Raw genomic sequence first — 20,565 nt, forward strand, 5'->3', positions numbered from 1 at the left:
GGCGATCAGCTTACTCCTTGGGGGGTGCAGGGGCGGCTAGCTTGGGGCCGAACTCGGCGTCGGCGGCTTCCTTCTTCTTACGCTCGGGGTCGGTGGCGTAGGTGGGGGTGGGGCCGTCGAGGATGGGCTTGGTGAGGCCGGCAAGGGTGACTCCGGGCTTGGCGGGAAAGAGGTCGAAGAGAATGACTTCGTTGCGGCCCTTCTTGAGCCAGGGAGCGGGGACATAGAGGGTGTCCTGGGGGCCTATGTTCCAGAAGCGGCCGAGTGGGTGGCCGTTGATCCAGAGGACGCCCTTGCCGAGGGCGGAGATGTCGAGGAAGGTGTCGCCGGTTTGCGTGAGGGTGAAGGTGCCTGAGGCAATGTGAGGGCCGCGGAGCTGCACTTCGAGATGCCGCGTTTCCATCGGCAGGTTGGTGGGCGGCGGCGTGTGGAAGGGGAAGGAGTAGATCTGCCAGCCGGTGAGTGAAGTGCCATCGAGCGTGGCAGACCGGATGCCCTTCCACTCTTCACGCATGTGTTTGGTCGAGTTGAGGCGACCGGTATTTTCGACGAGTATGTCGAGGGTGGCTTGGCGGGTTGTGGTGATGGGGAGAGAGGTCTGGTTGTAGTGGCGGTCGAGGGTGCCGGTGAGGACGCCGTCGAGGTAGACCTGCGCGTAGTCGTGAACGGGGCCTAGATCGAGGGTTCCGTGAGCGGGGTTCGGGAGGAATGTTCGGTACAGGATGTAGCCGTAGTCCTGGCCTACTTGTTCCATGGAGAGTGGTGTTGCGGAGTCGATGGGCTTCGGCAAAGGGGAGAGAGCAGGGATGGACTTTGAGAGAGTGAAGGGCGGGATGGCGATGACGTCGGGAATGGCGGGGACGGGGAGGGGTTTTTCGTGGGTGTACTTGAGGATGAGGTCGCGGTAGGCGAAGAACTTGGGGGTGGGGTGGCCGGCTTCGTCGAGGGGGGCGTCGTAGTCGTAGCTGGTGACGTTGCCGCGATAGTTGCCGGTGCTGGCGCTGGCTCCGGCCATCATGCCGAAGCTGGTGCCGCCATGGAACATGTAGATGTTGATGGACCCGTTGTGGGAGAGGACGTAGTCGATGTCCTTGAGCTGGGGGGCGAGGGGGCGGGTCTCGTGGGGGTGGCCGAAGAGATCGAACCATCCGGGCCAGTACTCGGTGGCGAAGAGGACCTGGCCGGGGCGGAGGGCGGCGAGTTTCGCGAGCGCGGGCTGGGCGTTGCCGGTGCCGAAGTTGACGCCGGCGAGGATGCCGGGGAGGCTTCCATTGGCGAGGGCCTTGGAGGGGTCGACGGTGTAGAGGAGGGCGTCCTTGAAGCCGGTGCTCTGGAAGATCTGGAGCATGTGGGCCATGTAGGCCTTTTCATTGCCGAAGTTGCCGTACTCGTTTTCGACCTGCACGGCGAGGATAGGGCCTCCGTGGACGGCTAACAGTGGGGAGGTTTCCTGGGCGAGGCGGGTGATGAACCTTTCGGCGGGGACCATGAAGGCTGGGTCGTTGGTACGCAGGGCGGTGGACATGCGCGGGTCTTTGAGGAGCCAGGAGGGGAAGCCGCCGAACTCCCACTCGGCGCAGGCGTAGGGGCCGGCGCGGAGGATGACGTAGAGGCCTTCTTCCTGGGCGGCCTTGAGGAAGGCGGCGAGGTCGTACTGGCCGGAGAAGTCGAAGTGGCCGGGTGTGGGCTCGTGGACGTTCCAGAAGACGTAGGTGGCGATGGTGTTGAGGCCCATGGCGCGGGCCATCTTGAGGCGGGCGTGCCAGTACTCGCGGGGGATGCGGGCGTAGTGGAGCTCGCCGGAGACGATCTGGAAGGGCTTGCCGTCGAGGGTGAAGTGATCGCCTTGGGTGGCGAGGGTATGGGGCTTCTCGGCGTTGGCGGGCTGGATGGCTGGAAGGGCGGCGATGGCAAGGGCGCAGGCAAGGAGGATGCGTTTCATGGAAGCGCCTATTCGATAGGGAAATAGTTTCTGCTGATGGAGACGGTAGCGGACCGAGGAGACGAGAGTCAAGCGACGGATTTGAGATAATGGTCGGACAATGAGCGGACAGGATAACGGGTTGGGCTGGGTGCCTAGTCACAACCCGTGGGCCGTGGCGATGACGGTAACACTCGCCACCTTTATGGAAGTACTGGATACGTCGATCGCGAATGTGGCGCTGCCGCATATTGCGGGGTCTCTGGGCGCGAGCTCGGAGGAGGCGACGTGGGTGTTGACGAGCTACCTTGTGGCGTCGGCGGTGGTGCTGCCGATCTCGGGATGGCTCTCGAACCGCTTCGGGCGCAAGCGTTTTTACATGACGTGCGTGGCGCTGTTTACGGTGTGCTCGGTGCTGTGCGGTCTTGCGCCTTCACTGCCGATCCTGATTCTTGCGCGTATCATGCAGGGGGCTGGCGGCGGCGGCCTTGCTCCGAGTGAGCAGGCGATTCTGGCCGACACCTTCCCGATCGAGAAGCGGGGTCAGGCGTTCGCGATGTATGGCGTGGCGGTCGTGGTTGCGCCTGCTATTGGGCCTACGCTGGGCGGATGGATTACGGACAACTTCAACTGGCACTGGATCTTCTTTATCAATTTGCCGATCGGTTTGTTGTCACTGTATCTGAGCAACCGGATGGTTGAGGATCCACCGCATTTGAAGGTGCGGCGCGAGGCGGCGAAGAAGGCCAAGGTGGACTTCGTGGGTCTTGGTCTGGTGGCGCTGGGCGTCGGCTTCCTGGAGTTTACGCTGGACAAGGGACAGGAGAAGGATTGGTTTGGCGATCCGTGGATTCGCCTCTTCGCTACGCTGGCCGTTGTGCTCCTGATCTCCTTTGCGGTGTGGGAGTGGCGGCATGAAGACCCCATCGTCGACCTGAAGCTGTTGAAGAACCGCAACTTCGGCACAGCGGTGTTTCTGCAGCTCATTCTGGGGATGGTGCTGTTCGGGAGCACGGTGCTGATCCCGCAGTATCTGCAGGGACTGCTTGGGTATACGGCGGAGCAGGCAGGGAAGGTGCTTTCGCCGGCCGGTTTTGTGATGATGGCCATGATGGCGGTTGCGGGCAGATCGCTGGGGAAGATGGATCCGCGCATCATGGTGGCGTTGGGATATATGGCGACTGCGGCGGGAATCTATAACCTGACGCGGCTTGATCTGAACTCATCGTTTGGGACGGTGACGCTGTGGCGCGCGCTCCAGGTGATCGGGTTGCCGTTTGTGTTTATCCCGATCAGTACGTTGAACTATGTCGGCGTGCCGCCCAGCAAGACCAACCAGATCTCCTCGCTGTCGAACTTCGCCAGGAATCTGGGCGGCAGTGCGGGAACGGCGCTGCTGACGACGTATCTGGCGCGCAGCGGGCAGGTGAGGCAGCAGGCTTTGGGAGCGCATGTGATTCCGGGCAGCGTGCCGTACCGCATCTACATGGCGAACATGATGACCATGCTGCAGTCGGCCGGGATGAGCGCGGGCCAGGCCAGCTCGACGGCCGTTGGGATGGCCTACCGCGAGATGCAGCGGCAGGCATCGATGCTGGCTTACAAGAACGCGTTCTTCATCCTGTCGGTGGTCATTCTTTCGCTGGTGCCTCTGCCGTTTATCATGCGGCTGCCGGCCAAGAAGGTGAAGCTGGACCCGGAGGCGATGGGACACTAAGCCCTGTGCGCTAGTTTGCAGCCACGAGCGTGGGAACCGTGGCTAACGTGGCGAGGTTCGTCTGCACCTGCGCCCACAGCTTGGCGTGCCGGCGTGTCTCGATCGGCGCGTTGGGATCGGCGTAGTAGGCGAGCAGGTCGTGCTTCAGGACCGGCGGGATCGCCTGCGTGGGTGTCTTGACGATGTAGCCGAGGAGCCGCGCGTAAGTCCGGTCGGTGAGACGATAGGATCCCGGGCGAACAGCGGCGCCGGTGTCGAGGTCGCGGTTGGGCAGAACCGCGTCGATGTGGTCGATGTCTTTGAGCGCGTCGCGCAGGCTGTCCGTCGTGCGGTTCAGGCTGCGGATATAGAGATCCTGGGTGAACGAGATGGGGCCGCGGATGGCGAGGTTGTTCAGTACGCCAACCTTGGGCAGGATGAAGATCAGGCCCGCCAGCGAGTAGGTTCCGATGCCTGGCTGACGCCGGTACTGATCCCAGTTGTTCTCAAGCGCCGCCTGACGGATGGTCGCGATCAGGGTGGCGACCTCCGGACCTGTGGCCGGTGGCGGCATCGAGTGCCGATGGAGCAGTGTCTCGGCGTAGGCGATGCGCGGGAGGAACGCGCGTACCGCGAACTGGTACCCACGGAGCACTTGCTCGCGGTGTCCGATGATCTGGTAGGCGTGCAGCCCGTAGACCTCAAAGAAGGATCGCGCCAGCAGCGACAGAGGAACCTTAAGTCCGACGTGGCGAAGGTAGGCAAGCGGAGCCATGCGATCTTTGGCGATGGCGTTGATATCGAAGGCAAACTCGGTGCGCACATGGGCATGCTCGTCCTGCTCGTAGGTCACGACAGAGCCGTAGCGCCGGGCGAGCGCAGGGAACTCGATGGCAACCGATGGATTGACGCACAGGGAGTGCCCGTAGGTGTCTCCAAGGTAGTGAGAGAGGGCCCCGATCGCAAAGGCGAGTTCGTTTGCGTTCTGCGCATTGTGCAGGAGCGAGAGGACGAAGTCGCCGGAGCGGACGTAGTGAGTGAGGTCGGAGAAGAAGGCGCTGCCGAACGGGTAGTAGCCGATGTCCTGGATCGCAGAGCCGCCGTAGGCATACGCGTGCGCCTGCTGGAGGTCGGCGGCGCTGAGGGACGGGTAGCGGGAGAGAAGAAGGGGCTGGATGGAGCCCAGCCACGCGACGTCAATGATCTGCTGGTGTGTCTGCACGGAGTAGGACACAGCCGGGAGCGGAACGAGGATAAGGAAGAGCAGGGCCAGAAGGCGGGACATGCGGTATGGTAGCGCGGGTGTCCCATCTGCCGGAAGCGGCCGATGGGACACACCGTTACTTTTTCGCGGCACGTTTTTTTGCGGCGGGCTTTTCAGGGGCCGGATGGGCGCTGTCGCTCAACAGAACCAGGGACCGTCCGCCGATGATGAGCTTCTGCGTGGGTTGGGGCTGGGCGAAGGGATCGTCGACGTTTTGCGTATCCAGAAGGATGCGCCATGGATTGCCGTTCGGCTGGGGAGGCAGGGTAAAGTCCACACCTTCCGGAGCGGCGTTGACGAGGATGAGGAAGCTGTCGTCCATCATCGGCGTGCCGTCGTCGTTGGGCGTGTTCATGGTCTTGCCGTTGAGCATCAGGCCCAGCGTTCTGGCATAGGGCTGATTCCATGCTTCCCCTGGGATCTCATTGCCATCGGGGTTGTACCACGCGATATCGCGCACGACCGAGCCCTTGACCTCGCGATCCTGGAAGAACTTGCGCCGGTGCAGATTGGGATGAGCCTTGCGCAACTGGATGAGTTGCGCGGTGTATTCCATGAGGCGCTTGCGCGGCGGGTCGAGGATCCAGTCGTACCAGGCAAGCTCGTTGTCCTGACAGAAGGCGTTGTTGTTGCCGCGCTGCGATCGCGCGACCTCATCGCCGCCGGTCAGCATGGGTACTCCCTGCGAGAGAAAGAGCGTGGCCAGGAAGTTGCGGGTCTGCTGTTCGCGCATGCGGTTGATGGTCTCGTCGTCGGTGGGGCCTTCGGCACCCATGTTCCAGCTGGCGTTGTCGTTGGTGCCGTCCTGGTTGTTCTCCTTGTTCGCCTCGTTGTGCTTGTCGTTGTAGCTGACGAGATCACAGAGGGTGAAGCCATCGTGCGCGGTAATGAAGTTGATGCTCGCGTAGGGCTTGCGGCCGTCGTACTGGTAGAGGTCGGAGGATCCGGTGAGGCGGTAGGCGAAGTCCGAAAGCTGTCCTTCGTCGCCCTTCCAGAAGCGGCGAACGGTGTCTCGATACTTGCCGTTCCACTCCGCCCAGAGCACGGGAAACTGCCCGACCTGGTAGCCGCCTTCGCCTACGTCCCAGGGTTCGGCGATGAGCTTCACGTCGGCGAGGATTGGATCCTGGTGAATGGTATCGAAGAAGGCCGAGAGCTTGTTGACGTCGTGCAGTTCGCGGGCGAGGGTGGCGGCAAGATCGAAGCGGAAGCCGTCGACGTGCATGTCCGTGACCCAGTAGCGCAGGGAGTCCATCAGCAGCTTCAGCACCTGGGGGTGGTAGACGTTCAGCGTGTTTCCGGTACCGGTGTAATCCATGTAGTGGCGTGGGTCGCCCGGCACGGTGCGGTAGTACGTGGTGTTATCTACGCCCTTCATGGAGAGCATGGGGCCGAGGTGATTGCCCTCGCAGGTATGGTTATAGACGACGTCGAGAATAACCTCGATACCGGCCTGGTGCAGCGCCTTCACCATCTCCTTGAACTCGCGCACCTGGCCGCCCTTGTCGCCGCTTGAGGAGTAGCGCGCCATGGGGGCGAAGTAACCCAGCGTGTTGTAGCCCCAATAGTTCGACAAGCCCTCATCGAGGAGATGTCCATCGTCGATGAAGTGATGAATGGGCAGGAGCTCGACTGCGGTGACGCCCAGCTTCTTCAGGTAGTTGATGCTGGACTCATGCGCGAGTCCGGCATAGGTGCCGCGGATCTCCTCGGGCACCATGGGATTCTTGATCGAATAGCCCTTGACGTGGACCTCGTAGATGATCGAATCGGCCAGCGGCGTCTCGGGCGGACAGTCGTCGCCCCAGTCGAACCGGCGATCGACGACGACGGACTTGGGCATGCCCGGAGCGGAGTCCTTGTCGCACTTTTCCAGGTCGTTGCCGGTCTCGACTTTGTAGGGGAAGATAGGCTGCTTCCAGTCGACGACGCCTGTGATCGCTTCGGCATAGGGATCGACGAGCAGCTTGGAGGCGTTGAAACGCAGCCCGCGTTCGGGCTCCCATGGACCCTCGACGCGGTAGCCGTAGACCTGTCCGGGCTGGATGCCGAGAACGAGGCCGTGCCAGACGAAGGCGGTGTGCTCGGTGAGTTCGACACAGCCTGTCTGCTGACCGGAATCGTCGAAGAAGCAGACGGTGACCTTGGTGGCGTTTTCGGAGTACAGGGCAAAGTTCGTGCCTTTGGAAGAGGGATTCGCGCCAAGCGGATAGGGGCGGCCAGGAAGAAGCGTGTACGGCATGGGGGAGTGTCTCCTCAGAAGGATGAAGCGCTCAATGGTATGCGGCCCGTGGGTCAGTGTCTTCTTGTGTAGATGCCAAATGTGGGGTGCAGGGTGTTTGGGATGGGTCGCTGTGTCGGCACGAAGACGATCGTGGAAAGGCAAACACCTGCGGGTTGCGCGGGTTTTCGATACCTGATACTTCTGGATACACCGCTATGTCGCTACGCGCCGATCTCATCGCCGTTGTCGCTCACTCGCTCCTGATGGAAGCGGTCGCTCTCTCCAGCATGATGATTAGCAGCCCACCCGGTGGTGCTGGCGTGTAACTCGTTGCAAATACGCAAAAACAGCAGCCACCATCGCAAGAGCGATCGGTGGCTTTTTCTATTGCCCGCACACATTTCCCCGAAAGGAGCCGCTATGACCTGGAAGTTCCATGTATTCGCAACAACGCAACGGAGGATGTACTCGCGCATTCTGCAGGTGCTGGAAAGCCAGATGGTCGAGGTGCATTCCTTTGCCGGTGAAGCGCGCGGGGCAGAGATCTGCGTGAGTTTTCTTGTCTCCTCCCCCGACGACAAAGCGTATCGCATCAAGACGCTGCTTTATGGACTCGAGGGGGTGCAGCATGTGAAGGCGTTTGCCGACAGGTAGGTGCGGCAGTCTCTCCGTGCCGGCCTAATGCGATCCTGCGCTTGTTTTATTTTTTACAGACGCAATCGGCGAAGCTCTGCGCTGAGTTGTGCGTGAGGGCGCAGGTGTACTCCGGCCACAGAGGCTTCAATAACAGAGCGCGATCGCCCACGTAGATATTGCGCAGGTATGCGTTGCTCTCGGGGGAGCTGGCGTTGGGATCGTTGTGGAAGGCGTCGGTCATCAGCTTCAGCGTTGCGGGGGTGAAGCTGGGCTGATGATAGGTCTCGGAGAAGGTGTATTCCTTCGTCCAGGACGCGTTGATGCCGGTCATGTTGGAGGATGCGTAGACGGTGTAGTCGATCAGGTTGGCCGTTGTGGGATCGACGCGCGCGATGGTGAACGAGGGGAGGTTGCCGTTCACCGGCGTGATGGACGAGATCATCTTGACCGCGACGCCCGGGCCTCTTGGGGTACCCGATTTTCCTTGCTCCGCGCCGTCAGCCGCCTGCGAATCCTCATTGATGAGCCTCAGTTCGTCGGTATGCGTATGGGCGAAGATGGCGAGGCGGACGACGTCGTCGTTCGCGGCCAGCACTGCTCCGAGCTTCTCATTCCCAAGAAAGTTGACCGCAGGGGTTTTCCCGCACACGTAACCCTTTTTCAGGGTGCCATAGAGGTCGATGCCGGGCGGGATATGAGCCATGACCCAGAGTACCTGGTGATGCTCACGGGCTTCGGCGATCTGGTTGCGCAGGTAGGCGATCTGCTGATTCGAGGCATACTCGCCGGGTTTGTTGGCGCAGTTGGTGTACTTATACGAAGAAAACAGGTTGTCGAGCACCACGATGCGGGTATGAGGAATCTCGCGGGGCAGAGGGGCGTTGTAGAAGCCGCCAATGGAGAAGTCGCGGAGGTTTTCCTCGCGGTCGTCGGGCGGCAGGGAAGCGGTGACGATCTTTGCGACCTCGGAGAGGAAGGCCGAGTTGCGGTCTTCGCGGTAGTCGCCGCAGCCGGAGTCGTTGTTGCCCATGGCGACATACAGGGGGCGTGCGGGAAAGTTGGCCTGCAGACCGCGCACGAGATACCGGATGGTGTTCGCGGTGAAGAGCACGTAGTCCTGGTCGGTCGCGAGCGGGAAGGTGCGCTTGAACTTGCACTGGAACTCGTGCGCGAGCAGGTCGCCGCTGACGGTGACGAAGGTAGCCGAGGTTGCTCGCAGGTGCATCGCCCTGAGCGAGGAGCGCCAGAGCGCTTCGGAGGTGTCGGCACCGCGGCTGTGGCAGACCTCATTCAGCGTGGCGAAGTCCTTTTCGCGTGTCGGCGTTGGGGCGGAGTCGAGGATGGCGCCCCAGCGGGTGACGGGCGCGGAGAAGAGCTGCACGGCCTTCACGGGATCGTAGAAGGGCTCAAAGTGGATGTCCGAGAGCATCAAGGCGGGAACTGTGCGCGGGGCATGACGATGCTGTTGCGCAGGCAGCGCAAGCGGAGCAAGGAGCAAAAGCAGCAAAAGGTGGATACGGGTCACTTGGGGACCTCTCCGATTTTGGGTTGGTGCGCGAAACAGGGCCGGGGGCAAATGCAAAACGAAGGGAGCTAGCCTCTGGTCAGCCCCTCGTAGTGTGCGATCTGGGTGAGGGTAAAGGCCTGCATGTCCTTGCTGCCCGCGGGACTTTCCTGCCAGGTGCGATACCACTGGACGAGCCACTGCAGGGCAGTTTCGAGACGAAGTTTGGGGGTCCAGGCGAGGTCGTGCTTGGCGCGGCTCGCGTCCAGCTTCAAATAGCCTGCTTCGTGGACGGACGAGTCCTGGTCGAGGACCCAGGAGGCACCATGTCCCCAGAAGGCGGTCATCCGTTCGACGATCCACTCGACCGGCCGCGCATCTTCATCCAGCGGCCCGAAGTTGTAGGCGGTGGCGTACCGCGCGGCGTCGGCACGGTCTTCCAGAAGCAGCTGCTCCGCCAGCCGGATGTAGCCATGGAGGGGCTCCAGCACATGCTGCCAGGGACGAATGGCCTGGGGGCGCCGAATCGGAACGGGATTGCCTGCCAGGAAGCCGGCGATCAGATCCGGAATGAGCCGGTCGAGCGACCAGTCGCCGCCGCCGATCACATTGCCGGCCCTGGCCGTGGCGACTGCGACGCCATGCCTGGCAAGATGCTCCACGGGGAAGTACGACTGGCGAAAGGCCGCGGAGACGATCTCGGCGCATGCCTTGGAGCTGGAGTAGGGGTCATAGCCGCCCAGCGGATCGGTCTCGCGGTATCCCCAGACCCATTCTTTGTTTTCGTAGCACTTGTCGGTCGTCACGGAGACGACGGCTTTGACGGAGGGTGTCCGCCGCACCGCATCGAGGACCTTCGCGGTGCCGAGGACGTTGGTCTCGAAGGTGCCGATGGGGTCGGCGTAGGAGAGACGCACGAGCGGCTGCGCGGCGAGGTGGAAGACGACCTCGGGGGCAAACTCCTGCATGGCCCTATCGAGCGCAGCGGCGTCGCGGATGTCGCCGCGGATGTCCTCGACGAGGTCGCCGACGCGGGCGACTTCGAAGAAACTGGGTGTCGTGGAGGGATCCAGTGCGTACCCACGCACGACGGCACCCTTCGACGCGAGCCAGAGAGCGAGCCATCCGCCCTTGAAGCCGGTGTGGCCGGTGAGGAAAACTTTTCTGCCTTGCCAGGAAAAGGGGGGCTGGTCCGTCATACATTCAAGGATACTTGCTTCGGGCGTGGAGGGAAACGATGCGACGTTTTGTATTCGCTGGTTTGATGATGGTGTGCGGGGTGGCACGCGGACAGAACGCCCCATCCGTCTTCGACGTGGCGACGGTGAAGCTCGTCGATCCGGGCCCTCGGGCCAGCCGCATCCTCAAGATGGACGGGACAAAGCACTTTGTGGCGCAGAACTTCACGGTGAAGCTCCTGATCGCGGCGGCCTACGATCTGAACGCCAAGGAGATTTCGGGCGGGCCGGCGTGGATGGAGTCGGAGCACTACAACATTGAAGCCAGGACGCCGGGCGAGACGAGGCCGGGACGGCCCGAGCAGATGGCGATGCTGCGTGGGTTGCTCGTGGATCGATTTGGCTTGAAGTTTCACCGCGAGCCGAAGGTGATGTCGATGTATCTGCTTACTGTCGCGCCCGGAGGACCCAAGCTGAAGACGAGTGCGTCAGCCCCGGATGCTCAGCCACAGACGATCAGTACGGTCTATCCGCAGAAGATCGTGATGCCGGCGCGGAATGCTTCGATGGGGGACTTTGTGGCGGTGATGCAGAGGGCGATTCTGGACAGGCCCGTGGTGGATAAGACCGGGCTCACGGGGCGGTACGACTTCGATCTGGAGTGGGCTCCGGATGAGACGCAGTTTGGCGGGGAGATTCCGGCGGCGAAGGAGGATGCGCCGAGTCCGCCGCTGTTTGTCGCGGTGCGGGAGCAGATGGGGTTGAAGCTCGAGGCTACCAAGGGACCGGTGGACGCGTTCGTGGTGGATGGGGTGGCGCGGCCTTCAGCAGACTGAGGTGGGGATCAGGAGGACCTGATCCCGCACTCACCAGGTCTTCCAGGGGGCTTTGCCCTTCTGCCAGAGCTCTTCGAGCTGGGTCTTGTCACGCAGCGTATCCATTGCCTGCCAGAAGCCGTGGTGGAAGAAGGCATGGACTTCTCCCCCGGCAACGAGCTTCTCGATCGGCTCGCGCTCGAACATCTGGCTGTCGTCGGTGACGGCTTCGATGGCTCGTGGTTCGAGGACGAAGAAGCCTCCGTTGATCCAGCCGCCTTCATCCTGGGGCTTCTCCTGGAAGCTGTAGATCTGGGTGTCTTTCAGGCCGAGGGCTCCGAAGCGGGCTACGGGCTGCACCGAGGTCAGGGTCACGGCCTTGCCGTGTGCCTTGTGGAAGGCGATGGAGGCGCTGATGTCCACATCCGCCACGCCGTCTCCGTAGGTCATGCAGAAGGGCTCTCCCGGCGTCAGGTACTGGGCTACGCGGCGAAGGCGGCCGCCAGTTCCGGTGGCGTCGCCGGTATCGACCAGCGTGACGCGCCAGGGCTCGGCGACGGAGTTGTGGACTTCCATCTTGTTCTCCTTCATATCGAAGGTGACGTCGGACGTATGCAGGAAGTAGTTCGCGAAGTACTCCTTGATGACATAGCCCTTGTATCCGCAGCAGATGATGAAGTCGTTGATGCCATGCTGTGAGTAGAGCTTCAGGATGTGCCACAGGATCGGCCGTCCGCCGATTTCGACCATGGGCTTGGGACGCAGGGTGGTTTCTTCACTGATGCGCGTGCCGAGACCGCCGGCCAGGATGACTGCTTTCATTCGTTTGAGCCTCTTACGGTGTGATGCAGGTTGTGCGGCCTGAATTGCCACCATTCTGGAACAGTATTTCACCGGGCAGCGGATGACGTCGATTCTCGCATCTCACTGGTATTCTTGTGGGTAGATATGACCGATAAAGCAGTTGCGCTCCGCCAGCAGATCCTCGAACTTACGGCCCAGTATCACGCAGAGGCCTTTCCGAAGAAACCGTTCGTCCCGGGACAGTCCGGCGTACAGGTTTCAGGCAAGGTTATTGAGGCCGACGACATTTGCTCGGTCGTGGACTCTGCCCTCGACGCCTGGTTCACGACAGGACGTTTCGCCAAGGACTTCGAGCGCAAGCTGGCCCGGTTCTTTGGGGTTCGTTCGGCCTCGCTAGTCAATTCCGGCTCCTCGGCCAACCTTGTTGCGCTCTCGGCGTTGACCTCGCCGAAGCTTGGCGACCGCCAGTTGAAGCCCGGGCACGAGGTCATCACTGTCGCCGCCGGTTTTCCGACGACGGTGAATCCGATCATTCAGAACCGTCTGGTGCCGGTCTTCGTCGACGTCACCCTGCCGACGTTCGAGATCGACATCACCAAGCTGGAAGAGGCGCGCAGCGAGAAGACGCGGGCCGTGATGATCGCCCACACCCTTGGCAATGCCTTCAACGTGGGCGCGGTCTCGGAGTTCTGCAAGACGTACAACCTTTGGCTGGTCGAAGACTGCTGCGACGCCCTTGGCACCACCTGGAAGGGGCAGAAGGTTGGTACGTTCGGCGATATTGCGACCGTCAGCTTTTATCCCGCGCACCACATTACCATGGGCGAGGGTGGCGCGGTTCTCACGGACAAGCCTGCGCTTCAGGTGCTGATCGACAGCTTCCGCGACTGGGGCCGCGACTGCTGGTGCGAGCCCGGCGTAGACAACACCTGCGGCAAGCGCTTCGACTGGCAACTCGGCACGCTGCCCTGCGGATACGACCACAAGTACACCTACTCGCACGTCGGCTATAACCTGAAGGCGACCGACATGCAGGCGGCTCTGGGCGTGTCGCAGATTGCGAAGCTGCCGCACTTCATCGAGCGGCGCAAGGAGAACTTCGCATATCTCAAGAACGCTCTGCTGCCGCTGGAAGACGTTCTCGTCCTGCCCGTTGCCGGGGAGCATGTGGATGCGAGCTGGTTCGGGTTTCCGATCGCCGTGAAGGAGGATGCTCCGTTTACGCGGGACCAGATGACGAAGGCCTTCGACGCGGCCAAGGTGGGCACTCGGCTGATGTTTGCCGGAAACCTGCTTCGGCAGCCCGCGTATGAGGGCTGGGAGTATCGCGTGGTCGGCGACCTGAAGAACACCGACTATGTGATGAACCAGGTCTTCTGGCTTGGGGTCTTCCCCGGTCTCACGACCGAGATGCTCGACTATATCGCCAAGACCGCGATCGATTTTGTGGCTGCTGCGAAGAGCGGGTTGAAGGTCGTCTAAAGGGCTCATCGTATGCGCATCTGCTCGCTGCTTCCTTCGGCTACGGAGATCCTCTACGCGCTCGATCTGGGGGATGACGTAGCCGGCGTGACCTTCGAGTGCGACTACCCGGCGGAGGCGCGCACGAAGACGATCCTCGTCGGCAGCGTGCTGCATCACGGCATGACTCCGGAGGAGATTGATCGCGAGGTGTCGGCGCACGCAGCGCGTGGTGAGAGCATCTACAACGTGGATGTGGATCGCCTTGGCGACCTCGCTCCCGATCTCGTGATCACGCAGGAGCTCTGCGATGTCTGCGCAGTCACTCCCACTCATCTTGCGAAGGCGCTCTACCATCTTCCCTCGCGGCCTGAAGTCGTTACGCTGACGCCCCACACGCTTGACGATGTCTTCGCCGACATCGAGACGGTGGGGCGTGCCGCGCATTGTGAAGACAGGGCGCTGCATCTGGTGGCCTCGCTGCGGGCTCGTGTGGAAGCGATTCGCCACAAGGTCAAACGCAATGCTCCACGCGTAGCCTGTCTCGAGTGGCTTCAGCCTCCCTTCAACGCGGGGCATTGGGTTCCTGAGATGGTTGCGATCGCAGGCGGCGTCGATGGCCTGGGCGCGCCTGGGGCGTACAGCACTCGCATGGAGTGGGAGGCGGTACGCAACTTCTCGCCCGACGTGGTCCTTGTGATGCCCTGCGGATACTACGCTCAAGCTGCGGCAGGTGAGTATCGGGCGATGACGATGCCGGAGTGGTGGGACACTCTACCGGCTGTGAAGAAGGGGCGTGTCTACGCGGTGAATGCCAACGCGCACTTCTCTCGGCCCGGGCCAAGACTGGTTGAAGGCATCGAGGTGATGCATGCGCTCTTCCAGCAGGACTTTTCCGTCCCGCTGCCTGAGGGAGCGTGGCTGCAGCTATGACGCGGTGCCGGCGGAGGCGTTCAGGCGGGAGTAAAGCCGTGCCACGCCGCTGTGCGCAGCAGGGCCTGTTCGGTCGAGATGTGCTGAGTCAACCCTAGCTCCTGCTTTGCCCGCTGCGTGCCCGGCACGTACGTGGAGACTGGCGCTCCAGCCTTCGGCGTTCCGTCGATCTGCACCCTGAGGCCTGGACGCAGCGTGTGCGCGGTCAGGTGAGCGAGCGAGCCGATCGAGTGCTGCTCTTCGGAACCGACGTTGAAGGCGCGGTTCGCCGGAGCGGTGAAGAGCATCGTCCAAAGCCAGATGGCCAGGTCGGCCATATAGAGATACGAACGCAGCGGCGTGCCATCGCCCTTGATGTGGATCGGTGTCCCGGCGATGGCGTCTCGGATGAAGTTCCCAATCGCGAAGTGAGCATCGAGCGGCAGATGCGGTCCCACAAACGCAAAGCAGCGTGCGATGGAGCACTGCAGGTGCGTTTGGTCTGAGTACGCGACACAGAGATGCTCGGACATGCGCTTGGCCTCGTCGTAGGAGGAGACCAAAGCAAGCGGATCGGGCGCACCGGGGTACTCCTCGGAGATATGCGTCAGCCCCGTGATGTTGCGGCCGTAAACGGCTCCGGTCGAGGTAAAGAGAAGCCGCGTCGCCTTCGTCTGGAGCGCGAACTTCAGGGTGTGCCTGGTTCCTTCGAGAATCGATTCGGCCAATTCATAGGCGGGCCGCTGGGCCTGTTGGCCACCGGAGTCCGTCGCTGCGTGGATGACGAAGCGATGATGCTCGGTGGGATACGCAAACGTTCGCACATCGCCCTCCAGGAGCGTGATCGCGGGGTCGTTCGCAATGTGCGGTGCCCTGGTGCGAAAGGCCTCGGCATTGCGGGTCAGCACCGTCGCACACGCATTCAGAGAGAGCTCGCGATTGGCATGCAGCAGGCTCTCCAGCAACCAGTGTCCGAAGAAGCCGGTGCCTCCGGTCAGGAAGACGCGCTGGTCCTGAAGCGCCGGAAAGATCGCCTGCGTATGGGCGAGGATGTGGGCGAGATCGTCGAGGGGGAGAGGTTGAGAGGCCATGCTGTCTTATTGTCACCCAAAACGAAGACGCGCCCCGCAAAGGGGCGCGTCTTCCGCTTATGCGTCCGTTAGCGGACTGCGATGGCGGAGATGCGGTCGTTCCATCCACGCCGATCGCCGCGGCCGGTATAGCCAAGGTCGCCGATCGTGCCGAACTGGGCGCGTGCTCCGCGAAAGCCTTGCTGATCGAAGACCGTCACACCGCCGCGACCGAAGACGCGAATGGATGAGATGCGATTTCCGAATCCTGCCGGAAGAGACGGAAGGCGATCTCCGGCGCGGACGCAGAAGCGGTGCCCCGAGAAGTTTTTGTCGGTGTAGAAGCAGGCCCCGCGCTCCGGGTCCGGGTAACGATCCCACTCCGGCCGGTACGTTCCGGGCTGACCGTGGTCGTATCCCCAGGGACGTGGCGGCGGTGGTCCCTGCGGATACTGAGCCTGCGAGGGGACTGTGGATGCGAAGAGAGCGAACGCAAAAACGGTAAGGAAGAAGTGCTTCATGGCTTGCCTTTCATCGTGTGTACGGCCTGTTTAGTGAACGGAGATCGAGGAGATCTTGTCGTTCCAGTTGCGGCGGTGTTCGGTGTCGCCGAGGTCCGAGACCTCACCGGTAAAGGTGGCGCGATGCCCGCCAAACTTCTTCTTCGAAAAGACGGTCGCTTCGCCGCCACCGAAGGTGCGCAGCGAGGTGATCTTATCGCCGAAGCCCTTGGGGAGAGCGTTCATCTTCTGTCCGGCTGTGATGCAGAAGTGGTGTCCGGTGAAGGCTGGGTCAGTGTAGAAACAGACTCCGCGATCGGGGTCGGGACGGCCGTCCCACTCCGCGGTGTAAACTCCCGGCTCCTCACGGTCGTACATCCAGGGACGAGGCTTTGGGCCATCCTGTGGCGAGGCCGCGAAACTTGTCATGGGACCGAGGGCGATTGCGGCGAGTGCGACGAAGGTAAGAGCTTTGCGTTTCATGCAGATGTCTCCTGCAAAAGTAAGATGCGAGATAGCCATCGGGGGCTATCTCGCATCTTGAACATCTTCGCCGTTTACTCTGCCAGATGCTGCGGCTTTTTCCCGAAGTCGGGACCAAAGTAGAACCGTTCCACGATCATGCAGTAGATGTGTTCAAGGGCGATATGCGATTCCTGGATGTTCATCGTGATCCCCGAAGGAATGATGACGTTGAGGTCGGAGAGGTCCTTCATCGCACCGCCGCCGTTGCCGGTATAGCTGATGGTGTGGATGCCCATAGTCTTTGCGAGTTTGAGGGCCTTGACGCAGTTCTTGGAGTTGCCGCTGGTCGAGATGGCGAGGAGGACGTCGCCCTCGTTACCGAGGGCCTCTACCTGGCGCTCGAAGACGTTGTCGTAGTGATAGTCGTTGCCGATGGCAGTGAGGATGCTGGTGTCGGTCGTAAGCGCAATGGCACGCAGGGCGGGACGGTCGACGGTGAGGCGGGAGACGAACTCGGCGACGAGATGCTGGGAGTCGGCGGCGGAGCCTCCGTTGCCGCAGACCATGAGCTTCCTGCCGGCCTTCATGGCCTCCGCAGTGATGCGTCCGGCTTCAACGACGGCGTCGTGAATGGTCTCGTCGGCGAGAACTGCGGTCATGGTGGCGATGGACTGGTTGAGCTGGCGCTTGATCAGGTCTTTCATGTGTCTCCTATACATGTCGGTTAAGGGGCTACCGCGGTGACTGTCAGCGGGTTGCCGGAGGTGATGCCGTTCAGGGTGACTGGCTCCTGGCGCGGTGTGCCGAAGCCGGTTTCAAAGTTCACGCGCGTCAACTCCACCGCATACGGGCGGTGCTGGAGCTGCGTGTAGATCGCACCCACGTACTCTCCCATGATGCCTAGGCAGACCAGCACGATGGACATCACGAAGAAGACGCCGATCAACATCGGCGCGATGCCCACCGTGAAGGTGGACCAGAAAAGAATTTTCGCGATGAAGTATCCGATCGCAACGAGAAAGCTGACGAACGCACCGGCGAACCCGGCGAAACTTGCCAGACGCAGGGGCACCTTGGAATGGTTGATGATGCCGAGCATGCCGATGTCGTACAGGGTGTACCAGTTGTTCTTGGTGATGCCGAACTTGCGTACGGGCTGGTCGTACAGCAGCCGTACGGTGGGCAGTCCGATCTCCGCGATCATGCCGCGAAAGTATGGATACGGATCGTCGAAGGAGCGGACGAGTTCGATTACCTTCCGGTCGTACAAACCGAATCCGGTGTAGTTCTGGATCGTCTCGATGGAGCTCAGTCGCTCGGCCAGCTTGTAGTACTGCTTCCTGAGCCAGAACATCAGTGAGGCCTCTTCGCTGGTGCGCTTGATGCCCAGCACGCAGTAGGCGCCGTTCTCCCACTCACGCAGCATGTCGACGATCATCGGCGGCGGATCCTGCAGGTCGGCCACGATGGAGATCACGCACTCTCCGCGCGAAGCGAACAGCGCATGAATGGGCGAGCGGATATGTCCGAAGTTCCGCGAGTTCACGATGATCTTCACGTTCGGATCTTCACGCGCTATCCACTTCAGGATCGCGACGGTGTTGTCGCGGGAGGAGTTGTCGATGAACACATGCTCGTACTCGTACTTGTCGGCGAGCGTGGCCATCACGGCGCGTACCTGGTTGTAGACGTTGAGGACGTTGTCCTCTTCGTTGTAGCAGGGGGTCATGATGGTGATGTTTCGGCGGCTCATGGGTGGGTTTTGTCTCCGGTACGAGTGTAGTTGATCGCGGTGATTCAGGAGGGTTTAGTCGCGAAGGTGACTTTTTTGTGGCCGATAAAGCCGAACACGGTGGTGAACCCCATCGTCAGCGCTCCCGCCAGGTAGCCGGCCATCGTGCTGGCGTGGCCGATGTGCTGGAGCGTGGCAAGCGCCCTGCCGGTGAGATGCGATTCCAGCGTCAAAAGGATGGGGATCAACTGCGTGGCGTGGTGGTGCAGAAGGCTCTGAAGCAGACGCGTGATGGCCGAGAGCGCGAACAGCCCGGGCAGCATGCCCGTCCCGTAGACCGCGAAGCACTTCAGCCACTCCTTGAGGTAGTTGCCCCTTGTCCGGAAGACGAAGAACTTGTAGCCGAAGAACGCGACGGTGATGTTCAACGGCGTCGAAAGGATGGCCCCCGCCGGTGCCGCCAGGTAAAGCAGGCGCGCGGGCACGACGGCGCTGAGCAACGTAAAGGCGATGGCGTAGGTCAGGTATCCGAAGACCGTGTTGAAGACACCCACGCAGAGGTAGCGCAGGAACTGGCCGCCAGGAACGAGGCTCGTCTTGGCGCGTGGCTCTTCGGGGATCGTAGGAACCCCGGCGACCTCAATGTCCTCGACCGACATGTCCTCTAGAGACAGGAGCGGCCTCCATCGACGACGAGGTTCGTGCCGGTCATGTAGGAGCTCGCATCGGAACACAGGAACAGGATCGCGCCCTGGTACTCGTCCTTGTGAGCCATGCGCCCCATCGGAATCAACTGATTGAGCTTTGCCGTGAACTCCTCCGGCTGGCCGGCGTAGACGCCGCCCGGAGAGATGGAGTTGCAGCGGATGTTGTGGGCGGTCCAGTAGGTCGCCAGGTACCGTGTCAGTCCGATCAGCGCCGTCTTGACGATCGAGTAGGTCACCGGCTTCACCGGCTGGTGATCTTCAGGCACGCCGTCCTTGCGGTAGAGCCTCTGGTCGGGCGCGATCAGCGCGAGGTCCGAGGCCACGTTCACGATCACACCGGAGTTCTGCTTGACCATTTGGGCACCGAAGGTCCGCGCGCACAGGAACGCCCCGGTCAGACCGACGTTGATGTCATCGTTCCACACCTGGAGCGGAAGGTTCTCCAGCCGGGACCACGCCTGCGAGGTGGCACCGTCCTTGGTCTCGACCTTGGGGTTATTCGCGGCGTTGTTGATCAGGATGTCGATCCGCCCGAACTTCGCGAGGATCTGGTCGCGAGCTTCCTGCAACGAGTGCTCGCTGGTGATGTCGGCTGCCAGCCCGAGGCACTCCGGACCGTGCGCCATCTGAAGCTGCTCGGCACGCAGCGCCGGGTTGGCGCCTGCGAGGTCCAGCAGGACGACCGAGGCGCCCGCAGCCGCGAGGATGGCTCCGTGGTGGTAGCCGAGCAGACCCGCGCCGCCCGTGATGATGGCGACGCGGCCGGTGAGGTCGAAGAGGTCTTTCACGCGATGGTTCGGATCAAGGGACATATCAGTACCAGTTTAGATGCTGCGCGTCTGGCCGCCGTCCATGATGTAGGTTCCGCCGGTCGAGAAAGCCGCCAGGGGCGAGCAAAGATAGGCTGCCAGCGAGGCGATCTCTTCTGGGGTGCCGAAGCGATTTTGCGGAACCTCGGACAGCAGCATGGCCTCGACCGGCTCGCGGTTCTTCTTCAGGTGCCGCTCCCAGGTGCCGCCCGGAAAGAGGATATTGCCGGGGCAGATGGTATTGACGCGGATATTGTCGCCGGCGAGGTGGCGGCTGAGATTTTTCGCGTAGTTGTTGAGCGCAGCCTTGGCCGCGCAGTAGGGAAGCGGGGCCGGCGTTGCCTCCACCGCGACGATCGAGGAGATGTACAGGATCGAACCTCCGTAGTTGCGCAGGTGCGGAAGGCAGGCTTCGGTCAGCCGGACGGACGCGAAGAAGTTCTGCTCGAAGAGACGCGTCCAGTCATCCGGTGGAGGTGTCGCGCCGGGCGTACCGGAGCCGGTGCCCAGGTTTGCGATAAGGTGATCGATCCGGCCGAAGTGGCCGATCGTCGTGGCAAAGGCGGAGCGGATGGAGTTATGGTCGGTGAAGTCGCCGGAGATGGGCAGGATGCGGCTGTGGTTCTCCGCGGTCGCTACATCGGCGATGGTTCTCTCGAGCGTCTCTTCATTGCGCCCGGTGAAGACGACCCTGGCTCCTTCTTCAAGAAGTGCGGTGGCGATGGCGCGGCCGATTCCCCGGGAGGAGCCGGCGACAAAGACGACCTGGTCGGTAAGGCGAAGGTTCATATCTCGTCAGCCTACCGGAAAGCCCTGTCGGAAACGTGACAAACCCGGCGTGCGGTTATCGCCGTCTGAGCTTGTACC

General features: G+C 61.9%; 19 protein-coding genes. 5 read left to right on the forward strand and 14 right to left on the reverse strand.

Going from position 1 to position 20,565, the window contains the following annotated elements:
- Nucleotides 1-10: 10 nt before the first annotated feature.
- Nucleotides 11-1,942 (reverse strand): glycoside hydrolase family 35 protein, encoded by a 1,932-nt coding sequence (locus tag BM400_RS08505; protein ID WP_089838446.1) that lies wholly within the window; start codon nucleotides 1,940-1,942, stop codon nucleotides 11-13.
- Between the two features lie 100 nt (nucleotides 1,943-2,042).
- Between BM400_RS08505 and BM400_RS08510 the strand changes: the two genes are divergently transcribed.
- Entirely contained in the window at nucleotides 2,043-3,638 is a 1,596-nt protein-coding gene (locus tag BM400_RS08510) for a DHA2 family efflux MFS transporter permease subunit (RefSeq protein ID WP_089838448.1), read from the forward strand.
- Nucleotides 3,639-3,648: 10 nt separating this feature from the next.
- On the opposite strand, the gene BM400_RS08515 is transcribed toward BM400_RS08510, so the two are convergent.
- Nucleotides 3,649-4,902 (reverse strand): zinc dependent phospholipase C family protein, encoded by a 1,254-nt coding sequence (locus BM400_RS08515; protein ID WP_089838450.1) that lies wholly within the window; start codon nucleotides 4,900-4,902, stop codon nucleotides 3,649-3,651.
- Nucleotides 4,903-4,957: 55 nt separating this feature from the next.
- Nucleotides 4,958-7,123: a glycogen debranching protein GlgX gene (gene glgX / locus BM400_RS08520; RefSeq protein WP_089838452.1), complete on the reverse strand. Its 2,166-nt coding sequence runs from the start codon at nucleotides 7,121-7,123 to the stop codon at nucleotides 4,958-4,960.
- Nucleotides 7,124-7,525: 402 nt separating this feature from the next.
- On the opposite strand from glgX, the gene BM400_RS08525 reads away from it, so the two are divergent.
- Complete coding sequence (locus BM400_RS08525) at nucleotides 7,526-7,759, forward strand: hypothetical protein (RefSeq protein WP_089838454.1); 234 nt, start codon at nucleotides 7,526-7,528, stop codon at nucleotides 7,757-7,759.
- A 46-nt stretch (nucleotides 7,760-7,805) separates the two neighbouring features.
- Here BM400_RS08525 and BM400_RS08530 read toward each other — a convergent pair whose 3' ends face one another.
- Both BM400_RS08530 and rfbG read right to left on the reverse strand, forming a co-directional pair.
- The gene (locus BM400_RS08530) at nucleotides 7,806-9,266 is read right to left on the reverse strand and encodes a metallophosphoesterase (RefSeq protein ID WP_141223852.1); all 1,461 of its coding nucleotides are present in this window, start codon (nucleotides 9,264-9,266) and stop codon (nucleotides 7,806-7,808) included.
- 68 nt (nucleotides 9,267-9,334) lie between these two features.
- Nucleotides 9,335-10,444 carry a CDP-glucose 4,6-dehydratase gene (gene rfbG, locus BM400_RS08535; protein ID WP_089838458.1) on the reverse strand — a complete coding sequence of 370 codons (1,110 nt, stop codon included), beginning with the start codon at nucleotides 10,442-10,444 and terminating at the stop codon, nucleotides 9,335-9,337.
- Nucleotides 10,445-10,482: 38 nt separating this feature from the next.
- On the opposite strand from rfbG, the gene BM400_RS08540 reads away from it, so the two are divergent.
- Nucleotides 10,483-11,259: a TIGR03435 family protein gene (locus tag BM400_RS08540; protein WP_089838460.1), complete on the forward strand. Its 777-nt coding sequence runs from the start codon at nucleotides 10,483-10,485 to the stop codon at nucleotides 11,257-11,259.
- Nucleotides 11,260-11,289: 30 nt separating this feature from the next.
- Here the strand turns inward: BM400_RS08540 and rfbF are convergent, their stop codons facing one another.
- Nucleotides 11,290-12,060 (reverse strand): glucose-1-phosphate cytidylyltransferase, encoded by a 771-nt coding sequence (gene rfbF, locus BM400_RS08545; protein ID WP_089838462.1) that lies wholly within the window; start codon nucleotides 12,058-12,060, stop codon nucleotides 11,290-11,292.
- Between the two features lie 126 nt (nucleotides 12,061-12,186).
- On the opposite strand from rfbF, the gene rfbH reads away from it, so the two are divergent.
- Together rfbH and BM400_RS08555 are read left to right on the forward strand one after the other, a co-directional pair.
- Nucleotides 12,187-13,524, forward strand: coding sequence for a lipopolysaccharide biosynthesis protein RfbH (rfbH, locus tag BM400_RS08550; RefSeq protein ID WP_089838464.1), 1,338 nt, complete (start codon nucleotides 12,187-12,189; stop codon nucleotides 13,522-13,524).
- A gap of 12 nt (nucleotides 13,525-13,536) precedes the next feature.
- Nucleotides 13,537-14,436, forward strand: a complete 900-nt coding sequence (locus tag BM400_RS08555; protein WP_089838467.1) for a cobalamin-binding protein — start codon at nucleotides 13,537-13,539, stop codon at nucleotides 14,434-14,436.
- A 20-nt stretch (nucleotides 14,437-14,456) separates the two neighbouring features.
- Here the strand turns inward: BM400_RS08555 and BM400_RS08560 are convergent, their stop codons facing one another.
- The 8 genes from BM400_RS08560 to BM400_RS08595 all read right to left on the reverse strand — a co-directional run bounded on the left by BM400_RS08560 (nucleotide 14,457) and on the right by BM400_RS08595 (nucleotide 20,487).
- Entirely contained in the window at nucleotides 14,457-15,506 is a 1,050-nt protein-coding gene (locus BM400_RS08560) for an NAD-dependent epimerase/dehydratase family protein (protein WP_089838469.1), read from the reverse strand.
- A 68-nt stretch (nucleotides 15,507-15,574) separates the two neighbouring features.
- Complete coding sequence (locus BM400_RS08565) at nucleotides 15,575-16,006, reverse strand: peptidase inhibitor family I36 protein (protein ID WP_089838470.1); 432 nt, start codon at nucleotides 16,004-16,006, stop codon at nucleotides 15,575-15,577.
- Nucleotides 16,007-16,036: 30 nt separating this feature from the next.
- Complete coding sequence (locus BM400_RS08570) at nucleotides 16,037-16,468, reverse strand: peptidase inhibitor family I36 protein (protein WP_175528930.1); 432 nt, start codon at nucleotides 16,466-16,468, stop codon at nucleotides 16,037-16,039.
- Between the two features lie 74 nt (nucleotides 16,469-16,542).
- Complete coding sequence (locus BM400_RS08575) at nucleotides 16,543-17,154, reverse strand: D-sedoheptulose 7-phosphate isomerase (RefSeq protein WP_089838474.1); 612 nt, start codon at nucleotides 17,152-17,154, stop codon at nucleotides 16,543-16,545.
- A gap of 20 nt (nucleotides 17,155-17,174) precedes the next feature.
- The gene (locus BM400_RS08580; protein WP_089838476.1) at nucleotides 17,175-18,203 is read right to left on the reverse strand and encodes a glycosyltransferase family 2 protein; all 1,029 of its coding nucleotides are present in this window, start codon (nucleotides 18,201-18,203) and stop codon (nucleotides 17,175-17,177) included.
- A gap of 44 nt (nucleotides 18,204-18,247) precedes the next feature.
- On the reverse strand, nucleotides 18,248-18,841 hold the full coding sequence (locus BM400_RS08585; protein WP_089838478.1) for a GtrA family protein: 594 nt from the start codon (nucleotides 18,839-18,841) through the stop codon (nucleotides 18,248-18,250).
- A 5-nt stretch (nucleotides 18,842-18,846) separates the two neighbouring features.
- Nucleotides 18,847-19,701 (reverse strand): SDR family oxidoreductase, encoded by an 855-nt coding sequence (locus BM400_RS08590; RefSeq protein WP_089838480.1) that lies wholly within the window; start codon nucleotides 19,699-19,701, stop codon nucleotides 18,847-18,849.
- Nucleotides 19,702-19,713: 12 nt separating this feature from the next.
- The gene (locus BM400_RS08595; protein ID WP_089838482.1) at nucleotides 19,714-20,487 is read right to left on the reverse strand and encodes an SDR family NAD(P)-dependent oxidoreductase; all 774 of its coding nucleotides are present in this window, start codon (nucleotides 20,485-20,487) and stop codon (nucleotides 19,714-19,716) included.
- Nucleotides 20,488-20,565 lie beyond the last annotated feature (78 nt).

The organism is Granulicella pectinivorans, assembly GCF_900114625.1.
GTDB lineage: Bacteria > Acidobacteriota > Terriglobia > Terriglobales > Acidobacteriaceae > Edaphobacter > Edaphobacter pectinivorans.

Bases quoted from the DNA above. Each gene is read 5' to 3' on its own strand.
- BM400_RS08505 (WP_089838446.1), bottom strand. From the start codon at position 1,942: ATGAAACGCATCCTCCTTGCCTGCGCCCTTGCCATCGCCGCCCTTCCA.
- BM400_RS08510 (WP_089838448.1), top strand. From the start codon at position 2,043: ATGAGCGGACAGGATAACGGGTTGGGCTGGGTGCCTAGTCACAACCCG.
- BM400_RS08515 (WP_089838450.1), bottom strand. From the start codon at position 4,902: ATGTCCCGCCTTCTGGCCCTGCTCTTCCTTATCCTCGTTCCGCTCCCG.
- glgX (WP_089838452.1), bottom strand. From the start codon at position 7,123: ATGCCGTACACGCTTCTTCCTGGCCGCCCCTATCCGCTTGGCGCGAAT.
- BM400_RS08525 (WP_089838454.1), top strand. From the start codon at position 7,526: ATGACCTGGAAGTTCCATGTATTCGCAACAACGCAACGGAGGATGTAC.
- rfbG (WP_089838458.1), bottom strand. From the start codon at position 10,444: ATGACGGACCAGCCCCCCTTTTCCTGGCAAGGCAGAAAAGTTTTCCTC.
- BM400_RS08540 (WP_089838460.1), top strand. From the start codon at position 10,483: ATGCGACGTTTTGTATTCGCTGGTTTGATGATGGTGTGCGGGGTGGCA.
- rfbF (WP_089838462.1), bottom strand. From the start codon at position 12,060: ATGAAAGCAGTCATCCTGGCCGGCGGTCTCGGCACGCGCATCAGTGAA.
- rfbH (WP_089838464.1), top strand. From the start codon at position 12,187: ATGACCGATAAAGCAGTTGCGCTCCGCCAGCAGATCCTCGAACTTACG.
- BM400_RS08555 (WP_089838467.1), top strand. From the start codon at position 13,537: ATGCGCATCTGCTCGCTGCTTCCTTCGGCTACGGAGATCCTCTACGCG.
- BM400_RS08560 (WP_089838469.1), bottom strand. From the start codon at position 15,506: ATGGCCTCTCAACCTCTCCCCCTCGACGATCTCGCCCACATCCTCGCC.
- BM400_RS08565 (WP_089838470.1), bottom strand. From the start codon at position 16,006: ATGAAGCACTTCTTCCTTACCGTTTTTGCGTTCGCTCTCTTCGCATCC.
- BM400_RS08570 (WP_175528930.1), bottom strand. From the start codon at position 16,468: ATGAAACGCAAAGCTCTTACCTTCGTCGCACTCGCCGCAATCGCCCTC.
- BM400_RS08575 (WP_089838474.1), bottom strand. From the start codon at position 17,154: ATGAAAGACCTGATCAAGCGCCAGCTCAACCAGTCCATCGCCACCATG.
- BM400_RS08580 (WP_089838476.1), bottom strand. From the start codon at position 18,203: ATGAGCCGCCGAAACATCACCATCATGACCCCCTGCTACAACGAAGAG.
- BM400_RS08585 (WP_089838478.1), bottom strand. From the start codon at position 18,841: ATGTCGGTCGAGGACATTGAGGTCGCCGGGGTTCCTACGATCCCCGAA.
- BM400_RS08590 (WP_089838480.1), bottom strand. From the start codon at position 19,701: ATGTCCCTTGATCCGAACCATCGCGTGAAAGACCTCTTCGACCTCACC.
- BM400_RS08595 (WP_089838482.1), bottom strand. From the start codon at position 20,487: ATGAACCTTCGCCTTACCGACCAGGTCGTCTTTGTCGCCGGCTCCTCC.